Genomic DNA, 15202 nt, shown 5'->3' on the forward strand with positions numbered 1-15202 from the left:
TGAAGGGGGCACGCAAAACAAATGTGGGAGCGGGCTTGCTCGCGAATGCGGTGAATCAGCCACCAGATGTATCAACTGATACACCGCATTCGCGAGCAAGCCCACTCCCACACAATCTCACTTATTATTCCAGAATGCTTAGCCGCCCAGGTAGGCCTCACGCACCTTTGGATCGGTCAGGAGTTGTTCGCCACTGCCCTGCATCACCACCCGACCGTTTTCCAGCACGTAGGCACGGTCGGCGATTTTCAGCGCCTGGTTGGCGTTCTGTTCCACCAGGAACACCGTGACACCGTCCTTGCGCAGTTGCTCGATGATGTCAAAGATTTGCTGGATGATGATCGGTGCCAGTCCCAGGGACGGCTCGTCCAACAGCAACAGTTTGGGCTTGCTCATCAGTGCCCGGCCGATGGCGAGCATTTGCTGCTCCCCGCCGGACATCGTGCCGCCACGCTGGTTGAAGCGCTCCTTGAGCCGCGGGAACAGGTGCAGCACCTTATCCATCTGTTCCTGATAGTCACCCTTGTCGGTGAAGAAACCGCCCATGGCGAGGTTTTCTTCCACGGTCAGGCGGGCGAACACGCGACGGCCTTCCGGCACCACCGCGATGCTCTTGCGCATGATGTCCGAGGAGTGTTGGCCCACCAATTCTTCACCCAGGTAGCGGATGCTGCCGCTATAGGCCTGGGGCGAACCGCACAGGGTCATCAGCAGGGTGGACTTGCCGGCACCGTTGGCACCGATCAGCGTGACGATCTCGCCCTGGCGCACTTCGACGTTGACGTCATGCAGGGCCTGGATCTTGCCGTAGAAGGTGGAAACGTTTTCGAATTGCAGCATTTACGCTTCCCCCAAATAGGCTTTGATCACTTCCGGATTGTCGCGGATCTGCTCCGGTGTCCCGTCGGCCAATGGCGTGCCCTGGTTGATCACCACGATATGGTCGGAAATGCTCATGACCAGTTTCATGTCGTGTTCGATCAGCAGCACGGTGGCGTTGTTTTCTTCGCGCAGCACACCGATCAGCGCCTTGAGGTCCTCGGTTTCGCGAGGGTTCAGGCCGGCGGCCGGCTCGTCGAGCATGAGGATCCGCGGGCGGGTCATCATGCAGCGGGCGATTTCCAAGCGGCGTTGCTGACCATAGGCCAGGGTCCCGGCAGGGCGGTTGGCAAACTCGGTGAGGTTGACCTTGTCCAGCCAGTACTCGGCGTACTCCATGGCCTCGCGCTCGCTCTTGCGGAACGACGGAGTCTTGAACAGGCCTGCAAAAAAGTTGGTGTTCAGGTGACGATGCTGGGCGATCAACAGGTTCTCGACCGCCGTCATGTCCTTGAACAACCGCACGTTCTGGAAGGTCCGCACCACGCCCTTGCGCGCAATCTCGTGGCCGGCCAGGCCCTGGATCGGCTGGCCGTCCAGCAGGATGGTGCCGCCAGCCGGCTTGTAGAAGCCGGTCAGGCAGTTGAACACCGTGGTCTTGCCGGCGCCGTTGGGGCCGATCAAGGCCACAACCTGTTTCTCTTGCACGGTCAGGGCCACGCCGTTGACCGCCAGCAAACCGCCGAAGCGCATGCTCAAGTTTTCGACTTTCAGGATCTCGCGGTTCATTTGCGCAGCTCCATGTGTGGACGTTGCATGGGCAGCAGGCCTTGAGGGCGCCAGATCATCATCAGCACCATCATGGCGCCGAACATCAACATGCGGTATTCGCTGAACTCACGCATCATTTCCGGCAGCAGGATCATCACGATCGCGGCGAGGATTACCCCCAGCTGCGAGCCCATGCCACCCAGTACCACGATGGCGAGGATGATTGCCGACTCGATGAAGGTGAATGACTCCGGTGTCACCAAGCCCTGGCGCGCGGCAAAGAAGCTGCCAGCGAAACCGGCGAATGTTGCCCCGAGGGTGAATGCCGAAAGTTTGATGATTGTCGGGTTCATGCCTAACGCACGGCAGGCGATTTCATCTTCGCGCAGCGCTTCCCACGCACGGCCGATCGGCATGCGCAGCAAACGGTTGATCACGAACAAGGCCGCCAGCGCCAGCAACAACGCCACCAGGTACAGAAACACCACTTTGCTCACCGGGTTGTAGTCGATCCCGAAGTACTCATGGAAGGTCTGCATGCCTTCGGCCGCGGTGCGGTCGAACGACAGCCCGAAGAACGTCGGCTTGGGGATGCTGCTGATGCCGTTGGGGCCGCCGGTGATATCGGTGAGGTTACGCAGGAACAGACGGATGATTTCGCCGAAGCCCAGGGTCACGATCGCCAAATAGTCACCACGCAAGCGCAGTACCGGGAAGCCCAGCAGGAAGCCAAATGTGGCCGCCGCCATGCCGGCCAGTGGCAGGCAGATCCAGAAGCCCCAGCCCAGGTAATGCGAGAGCAGCGCGTAGGTATAGGCGCCCACGGCATAGAAACCCACATAACCCAGGTCGAGTAAGCCGGCCAGGCCCACCACGATGTTCAGGCCCAGGCCCAGCAACACGTAGATCAGGATCAGCGTTGCGATATCCACCGCGCCACGGGAACCGAAGAACGGCCAGATCAACGCGGCCACGATCAGGCCGATGATGATGTAGCGCTGGGTGCGCGGCAGGGTCAGGAACTGGCTGACCTTGGGCGACACCAGTGGGCCACGATTGCCCTTGAACAAGGCACCGACCTGCTGACTAAACAGCACTCGCAGGAACATCAGTACCGAGCACAGGGCAATGAGGGACAAGGTCAAGGGGCCGGTGCCATGTACTTCAAGGTTGATCCCGACAATGCTCAGCTTCAGCCCGAGTACCGGGAAGGCCACGGCCCACACCAGTAAGGCGCTGAACAGCGCCTGTTTAAGATATTTACTCATACTTTCTCAACCTCCGGACGGCCCAGAATGCCGGTCGGCCGGAACAACAGCACCAGAACCAAAAGACCGAATGCCACCACATCCTTGTACTGGTCACCGAACACATCGGCGCCAAAGGCTTCGGCCACCCCCAGCACCAGCCCACCGAGCATGGCGCCCGGAATGCTGCCGATGCCGCCCAATACCGCCGCGGTGAAGGCCTTCAGGCCCACCAGGAAACCGGCGTTGGGGTTGATCACGCCATACTGCATGCTCAGCAACACAGCAGCGACGGCCGCCAGTGCGGCACCGATGACGAAGGTCAGGGCGATGATGTTGTTGGTGTTGATCCCCAGCAGGTTGGCCATCTTGATATCTTCGGCGCAGGCCCGGCAGGCGCGCCCCAGACGAGAGCGGGAGATGAACAGGGTCAGGCCCAGCATGGCCACCAGGGTGACGACGAAGACCAGGATCTGCATGTAGGAAATCAGCACTTCTTGTGCGCCGCCTGGACCAAAGGAGATGCTCCCCGGGATCAGGTTGGGAATGGATTTGTCCTTGGAATCCTGGGACAGCAATACGGTGTTCTGCAGGAAAATCGACATGCCGATCGCAGAGATCAGCGGGATCAAGCGGTTGCTGCCACGCAAGGGGCGGTACGCAACGCGTTCGATACTGTAGCCATAGGCACTGGTTACGACGATGGACGCCAGGAACGCAGCGGTCATCAACAGCGGCAGGGAATGGATACCCAGCATGGCCAGCCCGGCAAGGGCGATGAAGGCCACGTAGGAACCAATCATGTACACCTCGCCATGGGCGAAGTTAATCATTCCAATGATGCCGTAAACCATTGTGTAGCCAATGGCTATCAAGGCATAGGTGCTGCCAACGGTCATGCCGTTAACCAGCGTTTGGAAAAAATGATAGATCTCAGGCATTACAGCGCTCCTAAAAACCCGATACGCATTTCACTGGTGGAGTCAATTTCCGGCTCGGTGCCCTGTTCTGTGGCCAGGTTGCACGAAGCGTTTGCCAGCGAACCGCTGGTGACGGTTTTAAGATTTTCAGGTGAGCCAGCACCCGGATCGCGGGTGCGTGGCTCATAAACCTCGTAAAACAAAGCCCACTGCTTGCACAGTGGGCTTGTTGACCAGTAACGCCTGGCTTACTGAGGGGAGACTTCGGTTTTTGGTTTGCCGAAGTGCCATTCGTAGACGACGAATTTGAAGTCCTTCAGGTCGCCCTTGGCGTCGAAGCTCAGGTCGCCAGTCGGGGTCTTGAAGGTACCGGCGTGGATGGCAGCAGCCACCTTGGCGGTGTCTTCGCTCTTCGCGGCAGCGATACCGCCGGCGATCACTTCAACAGCCGAGTAGGCCGGGAACACGAACGGACCGGTTGGATCCTGCTTGTTCTTGGTGAACTCTTCAACGATTGCCTTGTTGGCAGGATCGGTGTCGAATGACTTCGGCAGGGTGACCAGCAGGCCTTCGGAAGCGCCCTGGGCGATTTGCGAGATGGAATCGTTGCCGACGCCTTCTGGGCCCATGAACTTGGCATTCACGCCTTTTTCCTTGGCTTGGCGCAGGATCAGGCCGAGTTCAGGGTGGTAGCCGCCGTAGTAGACGAAGTCGACGTTGGCTTGCTTGAGCTTCTGAATGAGCGAGCCGAAGTCTTTGTCGCCAGCGTTGATGCCTTCGAAGAGGGCAACTTTCACGCCTTTCTTCTCGAGGGTCTGTTTAACGGCGGTGGCGATGCCTTCACCGTATTGCTGTTTGTCGTGAATAACGGCTACGACTTTCGGCTTCACGTGGTCGGCGATGTAGTTGCCGGCTGCTGGGCCTTGAGCGCTGTCCAGGCCGATGGTGCGGAAGATCAGCTTGTAGCCACGGGAAGTGATTTCCGGGCTGGTGGCAGCCGGGGTGATCATGATCACGCCTTCGTCTTCATAGATGTCGGACGCTGGCTGAGTGGAGCTGGAGCAGAGGTGACCGACTACAAACTTGACGCCGTCGTTGACCACTTTGTTGGCTACGGCAACGGCTTGTTTTGGATCGCAAGCATCATCGTATTCCTTGGCTTCGAGCATTTTGCCATCTACGCCGCCCTTGGCGTTGATGTCCTCGATTGCCTGTTTGGCACCCATGAACTGCATGTCGCCGTACTGGGTCACCGGGCCGGTTTTAGGGCCGGCGATACCGATCTTGATGGTGTCAGCTGCGAACGAATGGCTGGCAACCCCGGCCAGAACCATAGCGGCAAACAGTTTGGAAATCTGCTTAGTAGCCTTATTCATAGTGCTCCACTCTTACTGTTGTATTTTTTATAGTTCTAGCGGCCTTGTGGGCTACAGAACCGGATCAGATATCTCGGATATCCCCCGGCAGCGGCCTGGCAACTGTACCGGTACAGTGTAGAGCGCCGGTTGATCGCTTGAAAAGCTAGCTGCTGGGGGCAAAACCCGGGCGTGTCGCTTAAATGAAAGAAAAAGACAGAATTGCGGCGGGGTCATGCCGGAGTTTCGGGCAATCCTTGGCTTTCCTGGCACTTTCTATCGGGACCTCATTTGCAACTGGGTTTTTCTACCTGGGGCTCGACGGTATGATTGCGCCGATTTTTTTCCTCAGGTGAACTCCCATGACGCAAGAACCTAGCACCCTCTATGCCAAGCTGCTCGGCGAGACCGCCGAAATCTCCTGGAAGGAGCTTGAGCCGTTCTTTGCCAAGGGTGCCCTATTGTGGGTCGACACCCGTCTGGATTTGATCGAGGCCGCCGAAGCGATGGCTGAAGATAATCGGGAGAAAGTCGCGGGTTGGCTGGCTTCAGAGATCTTTGGCGAGGTGTCTGCGACGCGGGCATTGGACCTGGTTGAGCGTGATCCGGCACTGTGGGCGGTGGTGGTTTCGCCTTGGATTCTGATCCAGGAAAGGGCGGCGTAAGAAAAGCCTGCACGAAAATAGTGCGTGAATTTTCCGGCAGCAAGTGTGTAGCGGAGTAACTGCTTTCACCATGATGGCATCTTGCCCGTGGAGAAAGGTCACAGGCGAGGGTGACGTGCGCGTCATGGGAACAGTTTTGCGGGTGGCGGAAGCGTAGGCGAATTGTTTCCGGGTGTGGCAAGGATGCGGTTATCTGGTGGCTGACAGGTCCCCTTCGCGGGCTTGCTCGCGAAGGGGGCGACGCGGTCTAGGCTGTCTTCCCCGTAGGGTTATTCAACGAAATCACCTTGGTCTTCCCAATCCGGTGACGATAAATCTCGCGCAAGTACTTGATCGCCTTCTTCACACAATCCCGAGACAGGCGAATGTCATTGATCGAGACAAACTTCTCTTTGTCATTGATCAGCTCGCGGTACTTCTTCTCATACATCGGCTTGATCGCGTGCCAGTTGGTGTCGAGGATTTTCGCCGGGTTTTCGAACTCATTGAGCAATTCGTCGATGCGGTCTTCGTCGAAATCCTCGTGGATGATGAAGTCCAGTATCGAGTTATCCAGCGTGTCATCAAACCGATACGGGTTGCGCGCAAAGCAGCGTTTTATAAAGGCGACGATTAGCGTCAGGAAATCGTCCGACAGGCACGGGCTCTTGGCGATCAGGGTGGTCAGCGAATTGGCCTTACCACAGAAGTTGAACCTGAACGACCGGGCGCGGGGTCCTGCAGCAGCCTGACATCCTTACCTCCCGCCAGGCTTAACGGGTTGAGCAGGTTGCGCTGATCCAGGCCCGCGATAACCGCAGTGATGTCGCTGACCGGCACCGCGGCGCTGAGCAGGTAACCCTGGACGAAGTCGCAGCCGTGTTTTTGTAATATCTCCAGTTGTTGCACGGTTTCGACACCTTCGGTGATCACCTGCAGGTGCAGTGTGTGGGCCATGCCGATGATCGCCTGGACAATCTCGATATCGGGGGTGGATTTGGGAATGTCCTGGATGAATGATCGATCGATTTTCAAGGTATTCAGCGGCAGGCGTTTTAAATAGGCCAGGGATGAGTAACCGGTGCCGAAGTCGTCGATGGACAGCGAGACGCCTAAGGCGCGGATTTGCCGCAGCAGCACCAAGGTACTGCTGATATTGCCCATCAACGCGTTTTCGGTTACCTCCAGTTCCAGGCGGTTGGCGGCGATTCCGCTACTGCGCAGGGCGCTTTCGATCTCATCAGCCAGCTCATCCCGTGCAAGGTTGAGCGCCGAGCAGTTCACCGCCACGGTCAGTTCGGGGTAGCCCCGCTCGGACAATAGGCTCAGGTCGGCACAGGCCTGGCGCAGAACCCAATTGTCCAGTTCACCAATCAACCCGTTGTGTTCGGCAATGCTGATAAAGCGATCTGGCATCAGTAGCCCGTGTTGCGGATGTTGCCAGCGCACCAGGGCTTCGAGCCGGGTGACTTTGCCTTTTTGCAGGTCAAGGATGGGTTGGTAGTAGAGCACCAGCTCGTTCCTGTCCCGCAGGGCGCTGCGCAGCTCTTCTTCCAATTGAAGCTCAAGAAAGGCTCGGGTTTTCAGGTTGGAGCTGAAGAAGTTCAGGCTGTTTCGGCCGGCGTCCTTGGATTGGTAGAGCGCAAGATCAGCGGTTTTCAGCAGCTCCTCGCTGGTACTGCCATCCTCGGGAAACAGGCTGATACCGATGCTGGTGGTCATTACCATGCGCCGCCCGGCCAGTTCTATCGGGTCTTTCATCTTCTGCATGATGCGCTGAGCCATATGCCGCGCTTCGTCGCGATGATGAATGCTGATCAGAATGCAGAATTCGTCGCCGCCAAAACGGGCGACCACGTCATCGTGGCTGCGTACTGAGCCTTTGATTTGGTTGGCGAGGACGGTGAGCAGTTGGTCGCCGGCGTCATGGCCGAGGCTGTCGTTGATGCGTTTGAAGTGATCGATATCGAGGAAGATCACCGCGAGCATACCTTCGCTCTGCGTCTTTTCAGCGAGCTTCTCGGCGAAGATCTGATTGAAACCACGACGATTGAGCAGGCTGGTCAAGGCATCGTAATGGGCCACCTGCTGCAGGGACGCCCGGGCCTGGTCCAGTTCGCTGAGCAGCGCGTTGACCCGCCGCAGGTCAGTTTCTTTGTGTTGCAGCTTTTTGTCCGCCAAGGCGGCGCTGACGCTGCTGCCAATCACCAGCAGGGTGATCACTGCCATCATCAGCCCCAGTTGCATGGGGTTGTTGTCCAAAGGCACCGAGGGGGCCACACCGCTGGGGAGCATCAGCTTCATCGCAGCCATGCCGGTAAAGTGCATGGTGAGAATGCCAGCACCGAGCACCAGACAGGCGGCGTATTTGAGCAACTGATGGAACATGCCACTGCCGTTGCGCAAATAGCGCGATAGCAAGAGCGCCGCCAGGCTGGCGCCCATCGCAATCACAATGGACAGCACGAGCAACCCAGTCTCGAAGTACGGCACCGCCTCGGAACGCATGGCGCCCATACCGACGTAGTGCATCAGCGCAATGCCCAGTCCCATCCATACCGAGGCCAGCAGGTATTGGTGCCAATGCAGTTGCGCATGACTGAGGGTTTGCATGGCGAACAACGACGCGATCAGCGCGATCAGCAATGAGGCGAACGTCATGGTCAATTCGTAGTGAATGGCAACGGGCGTCTGGAAGGCCAGCATGCTGATGAAATGGGTGGACCAGATGCCGCCTGCCAGACAAGCCGCACCGAGCCAGCGCCAACGGCGCTGTGCTGTGGGATTGTCGACATGACCGACCCGTTCGGCCATGTTGAGGGTGCCAAAACTCGCCGCACAGGCGACCAGATACGCCAGTAGCACCAGAAAGGGGTTATGACTGCAATTGAGTAATAAATGCCCGTTCTCTGGAAGGTCGGTAAAAAAATGCAAACCAAGCCATTCCATAGCATGTCCCGTTACAGAGTCATCTTGTGTCACTGCCAGTGGCTATGACCTATGACGTCCAGTATAGAAGCCTCGGGCGAATCACAAGGGGATAGTGGCATTTTGATTGCAATTATTTTGGCATGCCAGCGATAACGTTTAATACTAAGCGCTGATGGGTAGCTCGAACGCGTAGATTGGCTCCAGAAGCGGTGGCAATCCGAATGCCGCCCGAGCCGCATCACAATCGACATTCGCCTCGCCCTGGCTCCATGACGACTCGAATTCCCGGCAGACACTGGAGCGCTGCTGATAGATCGAGCAACTCGTGCTTTTTCCCACTTCTCCCTCGAGGCTGCAGCAACGCGCGGGTTTGGCGTCGGTACCGATCATTGCCACCCGGCTGGGATTGATCTGTACCACCAGGTCATCGGGCACCGTTCCACCCGATGAGGCGCATTCGCCCCAAAAGAAAGACACGCGAAAGTGTGAACAGCAGGCACCGCAACTCAGACACGGACTGGCTTCGGACATGGGCGTCTTCAATAAGAAAGGCAAGGAGGAGGGGGGAACGGAAGGCTCGCCATTCTAATCGTGTTGCAAGCCTTGGGAAGGGGGCCAGCGCTTATATTTCTGTGGGCCGAAGCCTTGCCTGCGGGAATGAAATTACGCCCTATCAGCTTTACGAATCATTACAGACAACCGGGTCGTGGCTGACTAGATTGCAGGTTCCGGGCAGGATGCGTCGGGCATCGCAGCTCTATAACAATAAAAGAGACGGACCCATGCAGAACTCGACCCAAGCGGCGAATGCCTGGCGCATTCTGTTCCTGCTGTTCCTGGCCAACCTGTTCAACTTCTTCGATCGCACCATCCCCGCGATCATCATCGAACCGATCCGTATGGAGTGGCACCTCAGCGACTTCCAGCTGGGCATCATCGGTACCGCCTTTACCATCGTCTATGCCATTGCCGGCCTGCCCCTGGGCCGCATGGCCGATACCGGTTCGCGCAGCAAACTGATGGGCTGGGGCCTGGCGGCCTGGAGCGGGCTGACGGCGGTCAATGGTTTGGTGGGCAGTTTCTGGACCTTCCTGCTGGTGCGCATGGGCATCGGTATCGGCGAAGCCAGCTATGCGCCAGCGGCCAATTCGTTGATTGGCGATCTATTTCCGGCCCACCGTAGGGCCAGGGCCATGGGCATTTTCATGCTGGGCCTGCCCTTGGGCCTGTTACTGGCGTTCTTCACTATCGGCGCGATGGTCAAGGCGTTCGACAGCTGGCGCGCACCGTTCTTTATTGCCGCCGTGCCGGGGTTGATCCTTGCGGTGTTCATGTTCTTTATCAAGGAGCCCAAGCGTGGCGCAGCGGAAACCGTGCAGGTTTCCCAAGAGCGTGTGGATCGTCCGGTTCGCCGCGTGTTGGCCATTCCAACTTTTCTCTGGCTGGTGCTGGCTGGGTTGTGCTTCAACTTTGCGACGTACGCCTGCAATTCATTTCTGGTGCCGATGCTACAGCGCTACTGTCTGATGCCATTGCAGGAGGCGGCTGTCGCGACCGGGGTAATTGTCGGGGTGACGGGCTTGGTAGGCCTGACTTTAGGCGGATGGATTGCTGACAAGATCCATCAGCGAATTGCCAACGGTAGGCTGTTGTTCGCCGCGTTCAGCCTGATCATCTCCACCGTCACCACCGCGTGGGCGTTACATGCCGGACGGATTGAGATCGGGGTGTTTGTGGCGCTGTTCAGCGTCGGCTGGTTGTTTGCCTACAACTTCTATACCTGTGTCTACACCGCGATTCAGGATGTGGTGGAGCCACGCCTGCGGGCCACGGCCATGGCGCTGTATTTTGCCGGGTTGTATTTGTTGGGCGGCGGTTTGGGGCCGGTGGTGGTGGGGGGATTGTCTGATCACTTTGCTCATTCGGCGATGTACGCGGCGGGTACCGAACAGATGACTGAGGCTTTTAAAGCCGTGGGGCTGCATGACGCCATGTACCTGATCCCGGTGGCGTTGTTTTTGACCATGCTGTTTCTGTTCCAGGCGTCGCGGTGTTTTGTGAAGGATGCCAAGCGAATGAAGGAAGGGTTGGTGGCGGAGGCGGTGCCGGGCCCGGCAGTTACGGCTTGAGACCGAGGTGAGGCTATCGCAGGCAAGCCAGCTCCCACAGTTGACCGAGGATAACTGGAGTAATTCGGTCAGCTGTGGGAGCCGGGCTTGCCCGCGATGAGGTCATCAAGGCCAACGCTGGAATTAAGTGATAAAAAAGGCCCGCATTGTGCGGGCCTTTCTATTCAGCAGGGCAGAGCGGTCATCAGCCCGCTACCAGTACCCGAATCGCTTCCAGTCGCAGCGCCGCCTTGTCGAGCATGGCCAGGCCTTGCTCGCGTTGCTGGCGCAGGGCAACCAGTTCGCTGTCACGCACGGTCGGGTTGACCGCTTGCAGTGCGGTCAGTCGCGCCAGTTCTTCGTCGGTGTCAGCGGCCAGACGACGCTGGGCCTCGGCCACACGCTCGGCGTGACGCGGGAAGATTTTCTCTTCACCGGCGTTGATCCGTGGCGTCAGCTGGTCGCGCTGGGCCTGGACGAACTTGTTGGCGCTGGCCCGTGGCACACTTTCCAGTTGGTCGTTCAAGGTTTCGAACGAGACCCGGCCCGACAGGTCATTGCCGTTGGCGTCCAGCAGGCAGCGCAGCGCGGCCGGTGGCAGGTAGCGGCCCAGTTGCAGCGAGCGCGGGGCAACCACTTCACTGACGTAGAGCAGTTCGAGCAATACGGTGCCGGGTTTGAGCGCCTTGTTCTTGATCAGCGCCACGGCGGTGTTGCCCATGGAGCCGGACAGCACCAAATCCATGCCGCCCTGGACCATCGGGTGTTCCCAGGTGATGAACTGCATGTCTTCGCGAGACAGCGCCTGGTTGCGGTCGTAAGTGATGGTCACGCCTTCGTCGTCGCCGAGCGGGAAGCTGGCATCGAGCATTTTTTCGCTGGGCTTGAGGATCAGCGCGTTTTCCGAATGGTCTTCGCTGTCGATGCCGAAGGCGTCGAACAGGGTTTCCATGTAGATCGGCAGGGCGAACTGATCGTCTTGCTCAAGGATGTCCTCGACCAGTGCGTCACCTTCGCCAGCGCCGCCGGAGTTGAGCTCCAGCAGACGGTCGCGACCGGTGTGCAGTTCGGCTTCCAGGCGCTCGCGCTCGGCGCGGGCTTCATCGATCAGCGCTTGCCACTCGCCGTCATCGGCGTTTTCCAGCAGCGGCAGCAGGCGTGGGCCGAACTGATGCTGCAGGGCGTTGCCAGTCGGGCAGGTGTTGAGGAAGGCGTTCAGCGCTTCGTGGTACCACTGGAACAGCCGCTCTTGCGGACTGGTTTCCAGGTAGGGCACGTGCAGTTCGATCACATGTTTCTGGCCGATCCGGTCCAGACGTCCGATCCGCTGTTCCAGCAGGTCCGGGTGGGACGGCAGGTCGAACAGCACCAGGTGATGGGAGAATTGGAAGTTGCGGCCTTCACTGCCGATTTCCGAGCAGATCAACACTTGGGCGCCGAACTCTTCATCGGCGAAGTACGCCGCAGCGCGGTCGCGCTCGAGGATGTTCATGCCTTCGTGGAACACCGTGGCCGGGATACCGGAGCGCACGCGCAGGGCGTCTTCCAGGTCCATCGCGGTTTCGGCGTGGGCGCAGATCACCAGGACCTTGGTGCGCTTGAGCATTTTCAACTGGTCGATCAGCCACTCGACCCGTGGGTCGAAACGCCACCAGCGTTGTTCTTCGTCGACGTCTGGCTGAGACTGGAAGCTGACTTCAGGGTACAGCTCCGCATGTTCGCCCAGCGGCAGTTCGAGGTACTCGTCCGGGCACGGCAGCGGGTAGGCGTGCAGTTTGCGCTCCGGGAAACCTTGCACGGCGGCGCGGGTGTTGCGGAACAGCACGCGGCCGGTGCCATGGCGGTCCAGCAGTTCGCGCACCAGACGGGCGCTGGCTTCGGCGTCGCCATCGTTAACGGCAGCCAGCAGGGCTTCGCCTTCGTTGCCGAGGAAACCCTGGATAGTCTTATGGGCTGCTGGGGACAGACGGCCCTTGTCCAGCAACTCCTGGACGGCCTCGGCCACCGGGCGATAGTTTTCGCTCTCCGCGCGGAAGGCGTGCAGGTCATGGAACCGGTTCGGGTCCAGCAGGCGCAGACGCGCGAAGTGACTGTCCTGGCCCAGTTGCTCCGGGGTCGCGGTGAGCAGCAGTACGCCTGGAATCACTTCGGCCAGTTGTTCGACCAGCGAATATTCAGGGCTGGCTTTTTCTTCATGCCAAACCAGGTGGTGGGCTTCGTCGACCACCAGCATGTCCCAGCCGGCTGCGAACAGCGCGTCCTGGGCCTTCTCGTCGTCCACCAGCCATTCCAGGGCCACCAGCGCGAGCTGGGTGTCTTCGAAGGGGTTGGCGGCATCGCTTTCGATAAAGCGTTCTTCATCGAACAGCGCAACCTGCAGGTTGAAGCGGCGGCGCATTTCCACCAGCCATTGGTGTTGCAGGTTTTCCGGGACCAGGATCAGCACGCGGCTGGCACGACCCGACAGCAACTGGCGATGGATCACCAGGCCGGCTTCGATGGTCTTGCCCAGGCCTACTTCATCCGCCAGCAAAACCCGTGGCGCGATACGGTCGGCGACTTCACGGGCAATGTGCAGTTGGTGCGCAATAGGCTGCGCACGTACGCCACCCAGGCCCCAGAGCGAGGACTGTAACTGGCGGCTGGTGTGTTCCAGGGTGTGGTAGCGCAGGGAGAACCAAGCCAGCGGGTCAATCTGCCCGGCGAACAGACGGTCACTGGCCAGACGGAACTGGATGAAGTTCGACAGTTGGGTTTCTGGCAGGGTGACCTGCTCGTTCTGCCCATTGAGGCCGTGGTAGACCAGCAGGCCGTCGACATCGTCGACTTCGCGCACGGTCATTTTCCAGCCTTCGAAATGGGTGATGGTGTCACCCGGCGAGAACCTCACACGAGTGAGGGGCGCATTCCGTAGCGCATACTGGCGGGTGTCGCCAGTGGCCGGATAGAGCACGGTTAACAAGCGGCCGTCCTGTGCGAGAACGGTGCCTAACCCCAGCTCTGCTTCGCTGTCACTAATCCAGCGTTGCCCCGGTTGATACTGCTGCGCCATGCTGCCTGACTCCCGCCGTGAAAAAGCCGACTATTCTAACGGAACACGGCTTCCAGACCAAAAGGAATAGGTGCAGCTTCAAGCTTTAAGCTGTAAGCGGCAAGAAAAAGGGCGGTGCGTTCGTCAGATAGATGACGATTGGTTCACAAGTTGGCGAGCGCAGGCTCAAGTCGTTACCTCGCCAGCCGACAGCTTGCTGACAGGAGACCGATAATTATGCTGCCACCCATGCTGCCCTTGAGTGTTGTGCCCGTGACGTCGCAACTTGATCCGGCACGCCAGAAACCCGATATCCCTCCCGTGGCGCCGGTTCAACCGGGCTCCAACCAAAGCACCATCGACTTGAAAAAAGGCGATGCCGAACAGTCGACTTTGCTGCTGCGCGAGGAACAGCGACGTCAGCAGGAACAGCAGAAGCGTCGGCGTGAAGCCAACGAAGATGCTGAACAGCACCTGGCTATTCCTGGCGATGAACTCAACGCCGACAATACCGTGCCGGTGATACCGCTGATCGAGGATGCGCCCCGGCAAGGGTTGTGGGTGGATGTCGAGGTCTAACGTAGCCGCTGAAGTACGAGCTGCATGGGCTGCCGCTTGGTAGACCCTGAGGGCTTCAAAGGCGCGCAGGGGGCAGCAAGGGCAGAAGATCCTTGTGCAGTAACACGTTGTGGGGCCGTTGGGTCAGTGGGAAAGTCCGATTTTGCAGGCAAATCGGGCCGATGACATGGATTTTGTTGACGGGCTGTTTGCGGCACGGCAAGTCAGGCCGCATTATTGAGGCATTCCAGCCACTGCGTAAGCCAAGCCATGAGTGACGATGACAAGCTGATTGACCTGAATGCCGAACGGGCCAAACGTGTGCATGACCTCAATGACAAGCGCCTGAATGAAGTACGCCAGGCGTTTGAACAGGCGATGCCGTTAGGGAAAGCCAAGAAAAAGTCGAAAAACAAACCGAAAAAGCGTTGAAATGCCCTGCACCTATTGATGCAGGTCAGTTATTTCCCTTCTTTACGCCCCGTCGCGGGCGACATTGATCCTTGTCAATTTCTCCTCTCGTCTTCTTGGTTAACTTAGCCCTATCGCAACAGGGCAAGAGCAGGAGGCCGGTCATGTTTTTCGATAATGTGGTATTTGCCGGAGTGCTGACGGTTGGCCTCATGGTGATGTTCTTTGTAGGGTTTGGAATTTTTATCTGGAAAGACGCTAACAAGCGCAAGAAGCCTTAGGTCTTTCCGGATTACATGAGCACGCAAGGCATTTTGGGCGACTTCGGTCGCCCTTTTTTTGCTTGGGATTTGATGGGGGGTATTTGGCAAGGATGAGTACATATCCGTTGTTGCGGTTACGGCTGC

At 58.5% G+C, this 15202-nt stretch carries 14 protein-coding genes and 1 pseudogene; 5 read left to right on the top strand and 10 right to left on the bottom strand.

Going from position 1 to position 15202, the window contains the following annotated elements:
- Positions 1–138: 138 nt before the first annotated feature.
- From HKK55_RS02730 to HKK55_RS02755, 6 genes are read right to left on the bottom strand one after another with little or no spacing between them, the layout of a single operon-like run.
- Complete coding sequence (locus tag HKK55_RS02730) at positions 139–840, bottom strand: ABC transporter ATP-binding protein (protein WP_155581561.1); 702 nt, start codon at positions 838–840, stop codon at positions 139–141.
- Complete coding sequence (gene livG, locus HKK55_RS02735; RefSeq protein WP_169353250.1) at positions 841–1608, bottom strand: high-affinity branched-chain amino acid ABC transporter ATP-binding protein LivG; 768 nt, start codon at positions 1606–1608, stop codon at positions 841–843.
- Positions 1605–2858 carry a high-affinity branched-chain amino acid ABC transporter permease LivM gene (locus tag HKK55_RS02740; RefSeq protein WP_169353251.1) on the bottom strand — a complete coding sequence of 418 codons (1254 nt, stop codon included), beginning with the start codon at positions 2856–2858 and terminating at the stop codon, positions 1605–1607. Before HKK55_RS02740 ends, livG begins: the two co-directional genes overlap by 4 nt.
- Entirely contained in the window at positions 2855–3778 is a 924-nt protein-coding gene (gene livH, locus HKK55_RS02745; RefSeq protein WP_088425213.1) for a high-affinity branched-chain amino acid ABC transporter permease LivH, read from the bottom strand. Before livH ends, HKK55_RS02740 begins: the two co-directional genes overlap by 4 nt.
- Complete coding sequence (locus HKK55_RS02750) at positions 3778–3960, bottom strand: hypothetical protein (protein WP_169352802.1); 183 nt, start codon at positions 3958–3960, stop codon at positions 3778–3780. The genes livH and HKK55_RS02750 overlap by 1 nt, the downstream gene beginning before the upstream one ends.
- A gap of 45 nt (positions 3961–4005) precedes the next feature.
- The gene (locus tag HKK55_RS02755) at positions 4006–5133 is read right to left on the bottom strand and encodes a branched-chain amino acid ABC transporter substrate-binding protein (RefSeq protein WP_169353252.1); all 1128 of its coding nucleotides are present in this window, start codon (positions 5131–5133) and stop codon (positions 4006–4008) included.
- Positions 5134–5474: 341 nt separating this feature from the next.
- On the opposite strand from HKK55_RS02755, the gene HKK55_RS02760 reads away from it, so the two are divergent.
- Complete coding sequence (locus HKK55_RS02760; protein ID WP_169353253.1) at positions 5475–5777, top strand: DUF2288 domain-containing protein; 303 nt, start codon at positions 5475–5477, stop codon at positions 5775–5777.
- A gap of 247 nt (positions 5778–6024) precedes the next feature.
- Here HKK55_RS02760 and HKK55_RS02765 read toward each other — a convergent pair.
- The 3 genes and pseudogenes from HKK55_RS02765 to HKK55_RS02775 form a co-directional block, all read right to left on the bottom strand.
- Positions 6025–6453: pseudogene (locus HKK55_RS02765) on the bottom strand (hypothetical protein); the annotation flags it as partial.
- Positions 6441–8705, bottom strand: coding sequence for a bifunctional diguanylate cyclase/phosphodiesterase (locus HKK55_RS02770; RefSeq protein ID WP_169353254.1), 2265 nt, complete (start codon positions 8703–8705; stop codon positions 6441–6443). The gene HKK55_RS02770 and the pseudogene HKK55_RS02765, both read right to left, overlap by 13 nt.
- Positions 8706–8849: 144 nt before the next feature.
- Positions 8850–9218 (bottom strand): YkgJ family cysteine cluster protein, encoded by a 369-nt coding sequence (locus HKK55_RS02775; protein ID WP_169353255.1) that lies wholly within the window; start codon positions 9216–9218, stop codon positions 8850–8852.
- A gap of 251 nt (positions 9219–9469) precedes the next feature.
- On the opposite strand from HKK55_RS02775, the gene HKK55_RS02780 reads away from it, so the two are divergent.
- Complete coding sequence (locus HKK55_RS02780; RefSeq protein ID WP_237151312.1) at positions 9470–10816, top strand: MFS transporter; 1347 nt, start codon at positions 9470–9472, stop codon at positions 10814–10816.
- A 184-nt stretch (positions 10817–11000) separates the two neighbouring features.
- Here HKK55_RS02780 and rapA read toward each other — a convergent pair whose 3' ends face one another.
- Positions 11001–13847 (bottom strand): RNA polymerase-associated protein RapA, encoded by a 2847-nt coding sequence (rapA, locus tag HKK55_RS02785; RefSeq protein WP_169353257.1) that lies wholly within the window; start codon positions 13845–13847, stop codon positions 11001–11003.
- 216 nt (positions 13848–14063) lie between these two features.
- Here rapA and HKK55_RS02790 point away from each other — a divergent pair, with 216 nt between their 5' ends.
- The 3 genes from HKK55_RS02790 (at position 14064) to ccoM (ending at position 15076) form a co-directional block, all read left to right on the top strand.
- Positions 14064–14405 carry an aspartate-semialdehyde dehydrogenase gene (locus tag HKK55_RS02790; protein ID WP_169353258.1) on the top strand — a complete coding sequence of 114 codons (342 nt, stop codon included), beginning with the start codon at positions 14064–14066 and terminating at the stop codon, positions 14403–14405.
- Positions 14406–14654: 249 nt separating this feature from the next.
- Positions 14655–14816: a hypothetical protein gene (locus tag HKK55_RS02795; RefSeq protein ID WP_090408332.1), complete on the top strand. Its 162-nt coding sequence runs from the start codon at positions 14655–14657 to the stop codon at positions 14814–14816.
- Positions 14817–14959: 143 nt separating this feature from the next.
- A complete protein-coding gene (ccoM, locus tag HKK55_RS29455) occupies positions 14960–15076 on the top strand; it encodes a cytochrome c oxidase subunit CcoM (protein ID WP_010176679.1) in 117 nt (38 codons plus the stop codon).
- The last annotated feature ends 126 nt before the right edge of the window (positions 15077–15202 follow it).

The organism is Pseudomonas sp. ADAK18 (assembly GCF_012935695.1).
GTDB lineage: Bacteria > Pseudomonadota > Gammaproteobacteria > Pseudomonadales > Pseudomonadaceae > Aquipseudomonas.

What these genes read in the sequence shown, in the direction of transcription:
- HKK55_RS02730 (WP_155581561.1), bottom strand. Translation starts at nt 840, where the DNA reads ATGCTGCAATTCGAAAACGTTTCCACCTTCTACGGCAAGATCCAGGCC.
- livG (WP_169353250.1), bottom strand. Translation starts at nt 1,608, where the DNA reads ATGAACCGCGAGATCCTGAAAGTCGAAAACTTGAGCATGCGCTTCGGC.
- HKK55_RS02740 (WP_169353251.1), bottom strand. Translation starts at nt 2,858, where the DNA reads ATGAGTAAATATCTTAAACAGGCGCTGTTCAGCGCCTTACTGGTGTGG.
- livH (WP_088425213.1), bottom strand. Translation starts at nt 3,778, where the DNA reads ATGCCTGAGATCTATCATTTTTTCCAAACGCTGGTTAACGGCATGACC.
- HKK55_RS02755 (WP_169353252.1), bottom strand. Translation starts at nt 5,133, where the DNA reads ATGAATAAGGCTACTAAGCAGATTTCCAAACTGTTTGCCGCTATGGTT.
- HKK55_RS02760 (WP_169353253.1), top strand. Translation starts at nt 5,475, where the DNA reads ATGACGCAAGAACCTAGCACCCTCTATGCCAAGCTGCTCGGCGAGACC.
- HKK55_RS02770 (WP_169353254.1), bottom strand. Translation starts at nt 8,705, where the DNA reads ATGGAATGGCTTGGTTTGCATTTTTTTACCGACCTTCCAGAGAACGGG.
- HKK55_RS02775 (WP_169353255.1), bottom strand. Translation starts at nt 9,218, where the DNA reads ATGTCCGAAGCCAGTCCGTGTCTGAGTTGCGGTGCCTGCTGTTCACAC.
- HKK55_RS02780 (WP_237151312.1), top strand. Translation starts at nt 9,470, where the DNA reads ATGCAGAACTCGACCCAAGCGGCGAATGCCTGGCGCATTCTGTTCCTG.
- rapA (WP_169353257.1), bottom strand. Translation starts at nt 13,847, where the DNA reads ATGGCGCAGCAGTATCAACCGGGGCAACGCTGGATTAGTGACAGCGAA.
- HKK55_RS02790 (WP_169353258.1), top strand. Translation starts at nt 14,064, where the DNA reads ATGCTGCCACCCATGCTGCCCTTGAGTGTTGTGCCCGTGACGTCGCAA.
- HKK55_RS02795 (WP_090408332.1), top strand. Translation starts at nt 14,655, where the DNA reads ATGAGTGACGATGACAAGCTGATTGACCTGAATGCCGAACGGGCCAAA.
- ccoM (WP_010176679.1), top strand. Translation starts at nt 14,960, where the DNA reads ATGTTTTTCGATAATGTGGTATTTGCCGGAGTGCTGACGGTTGGCCTC.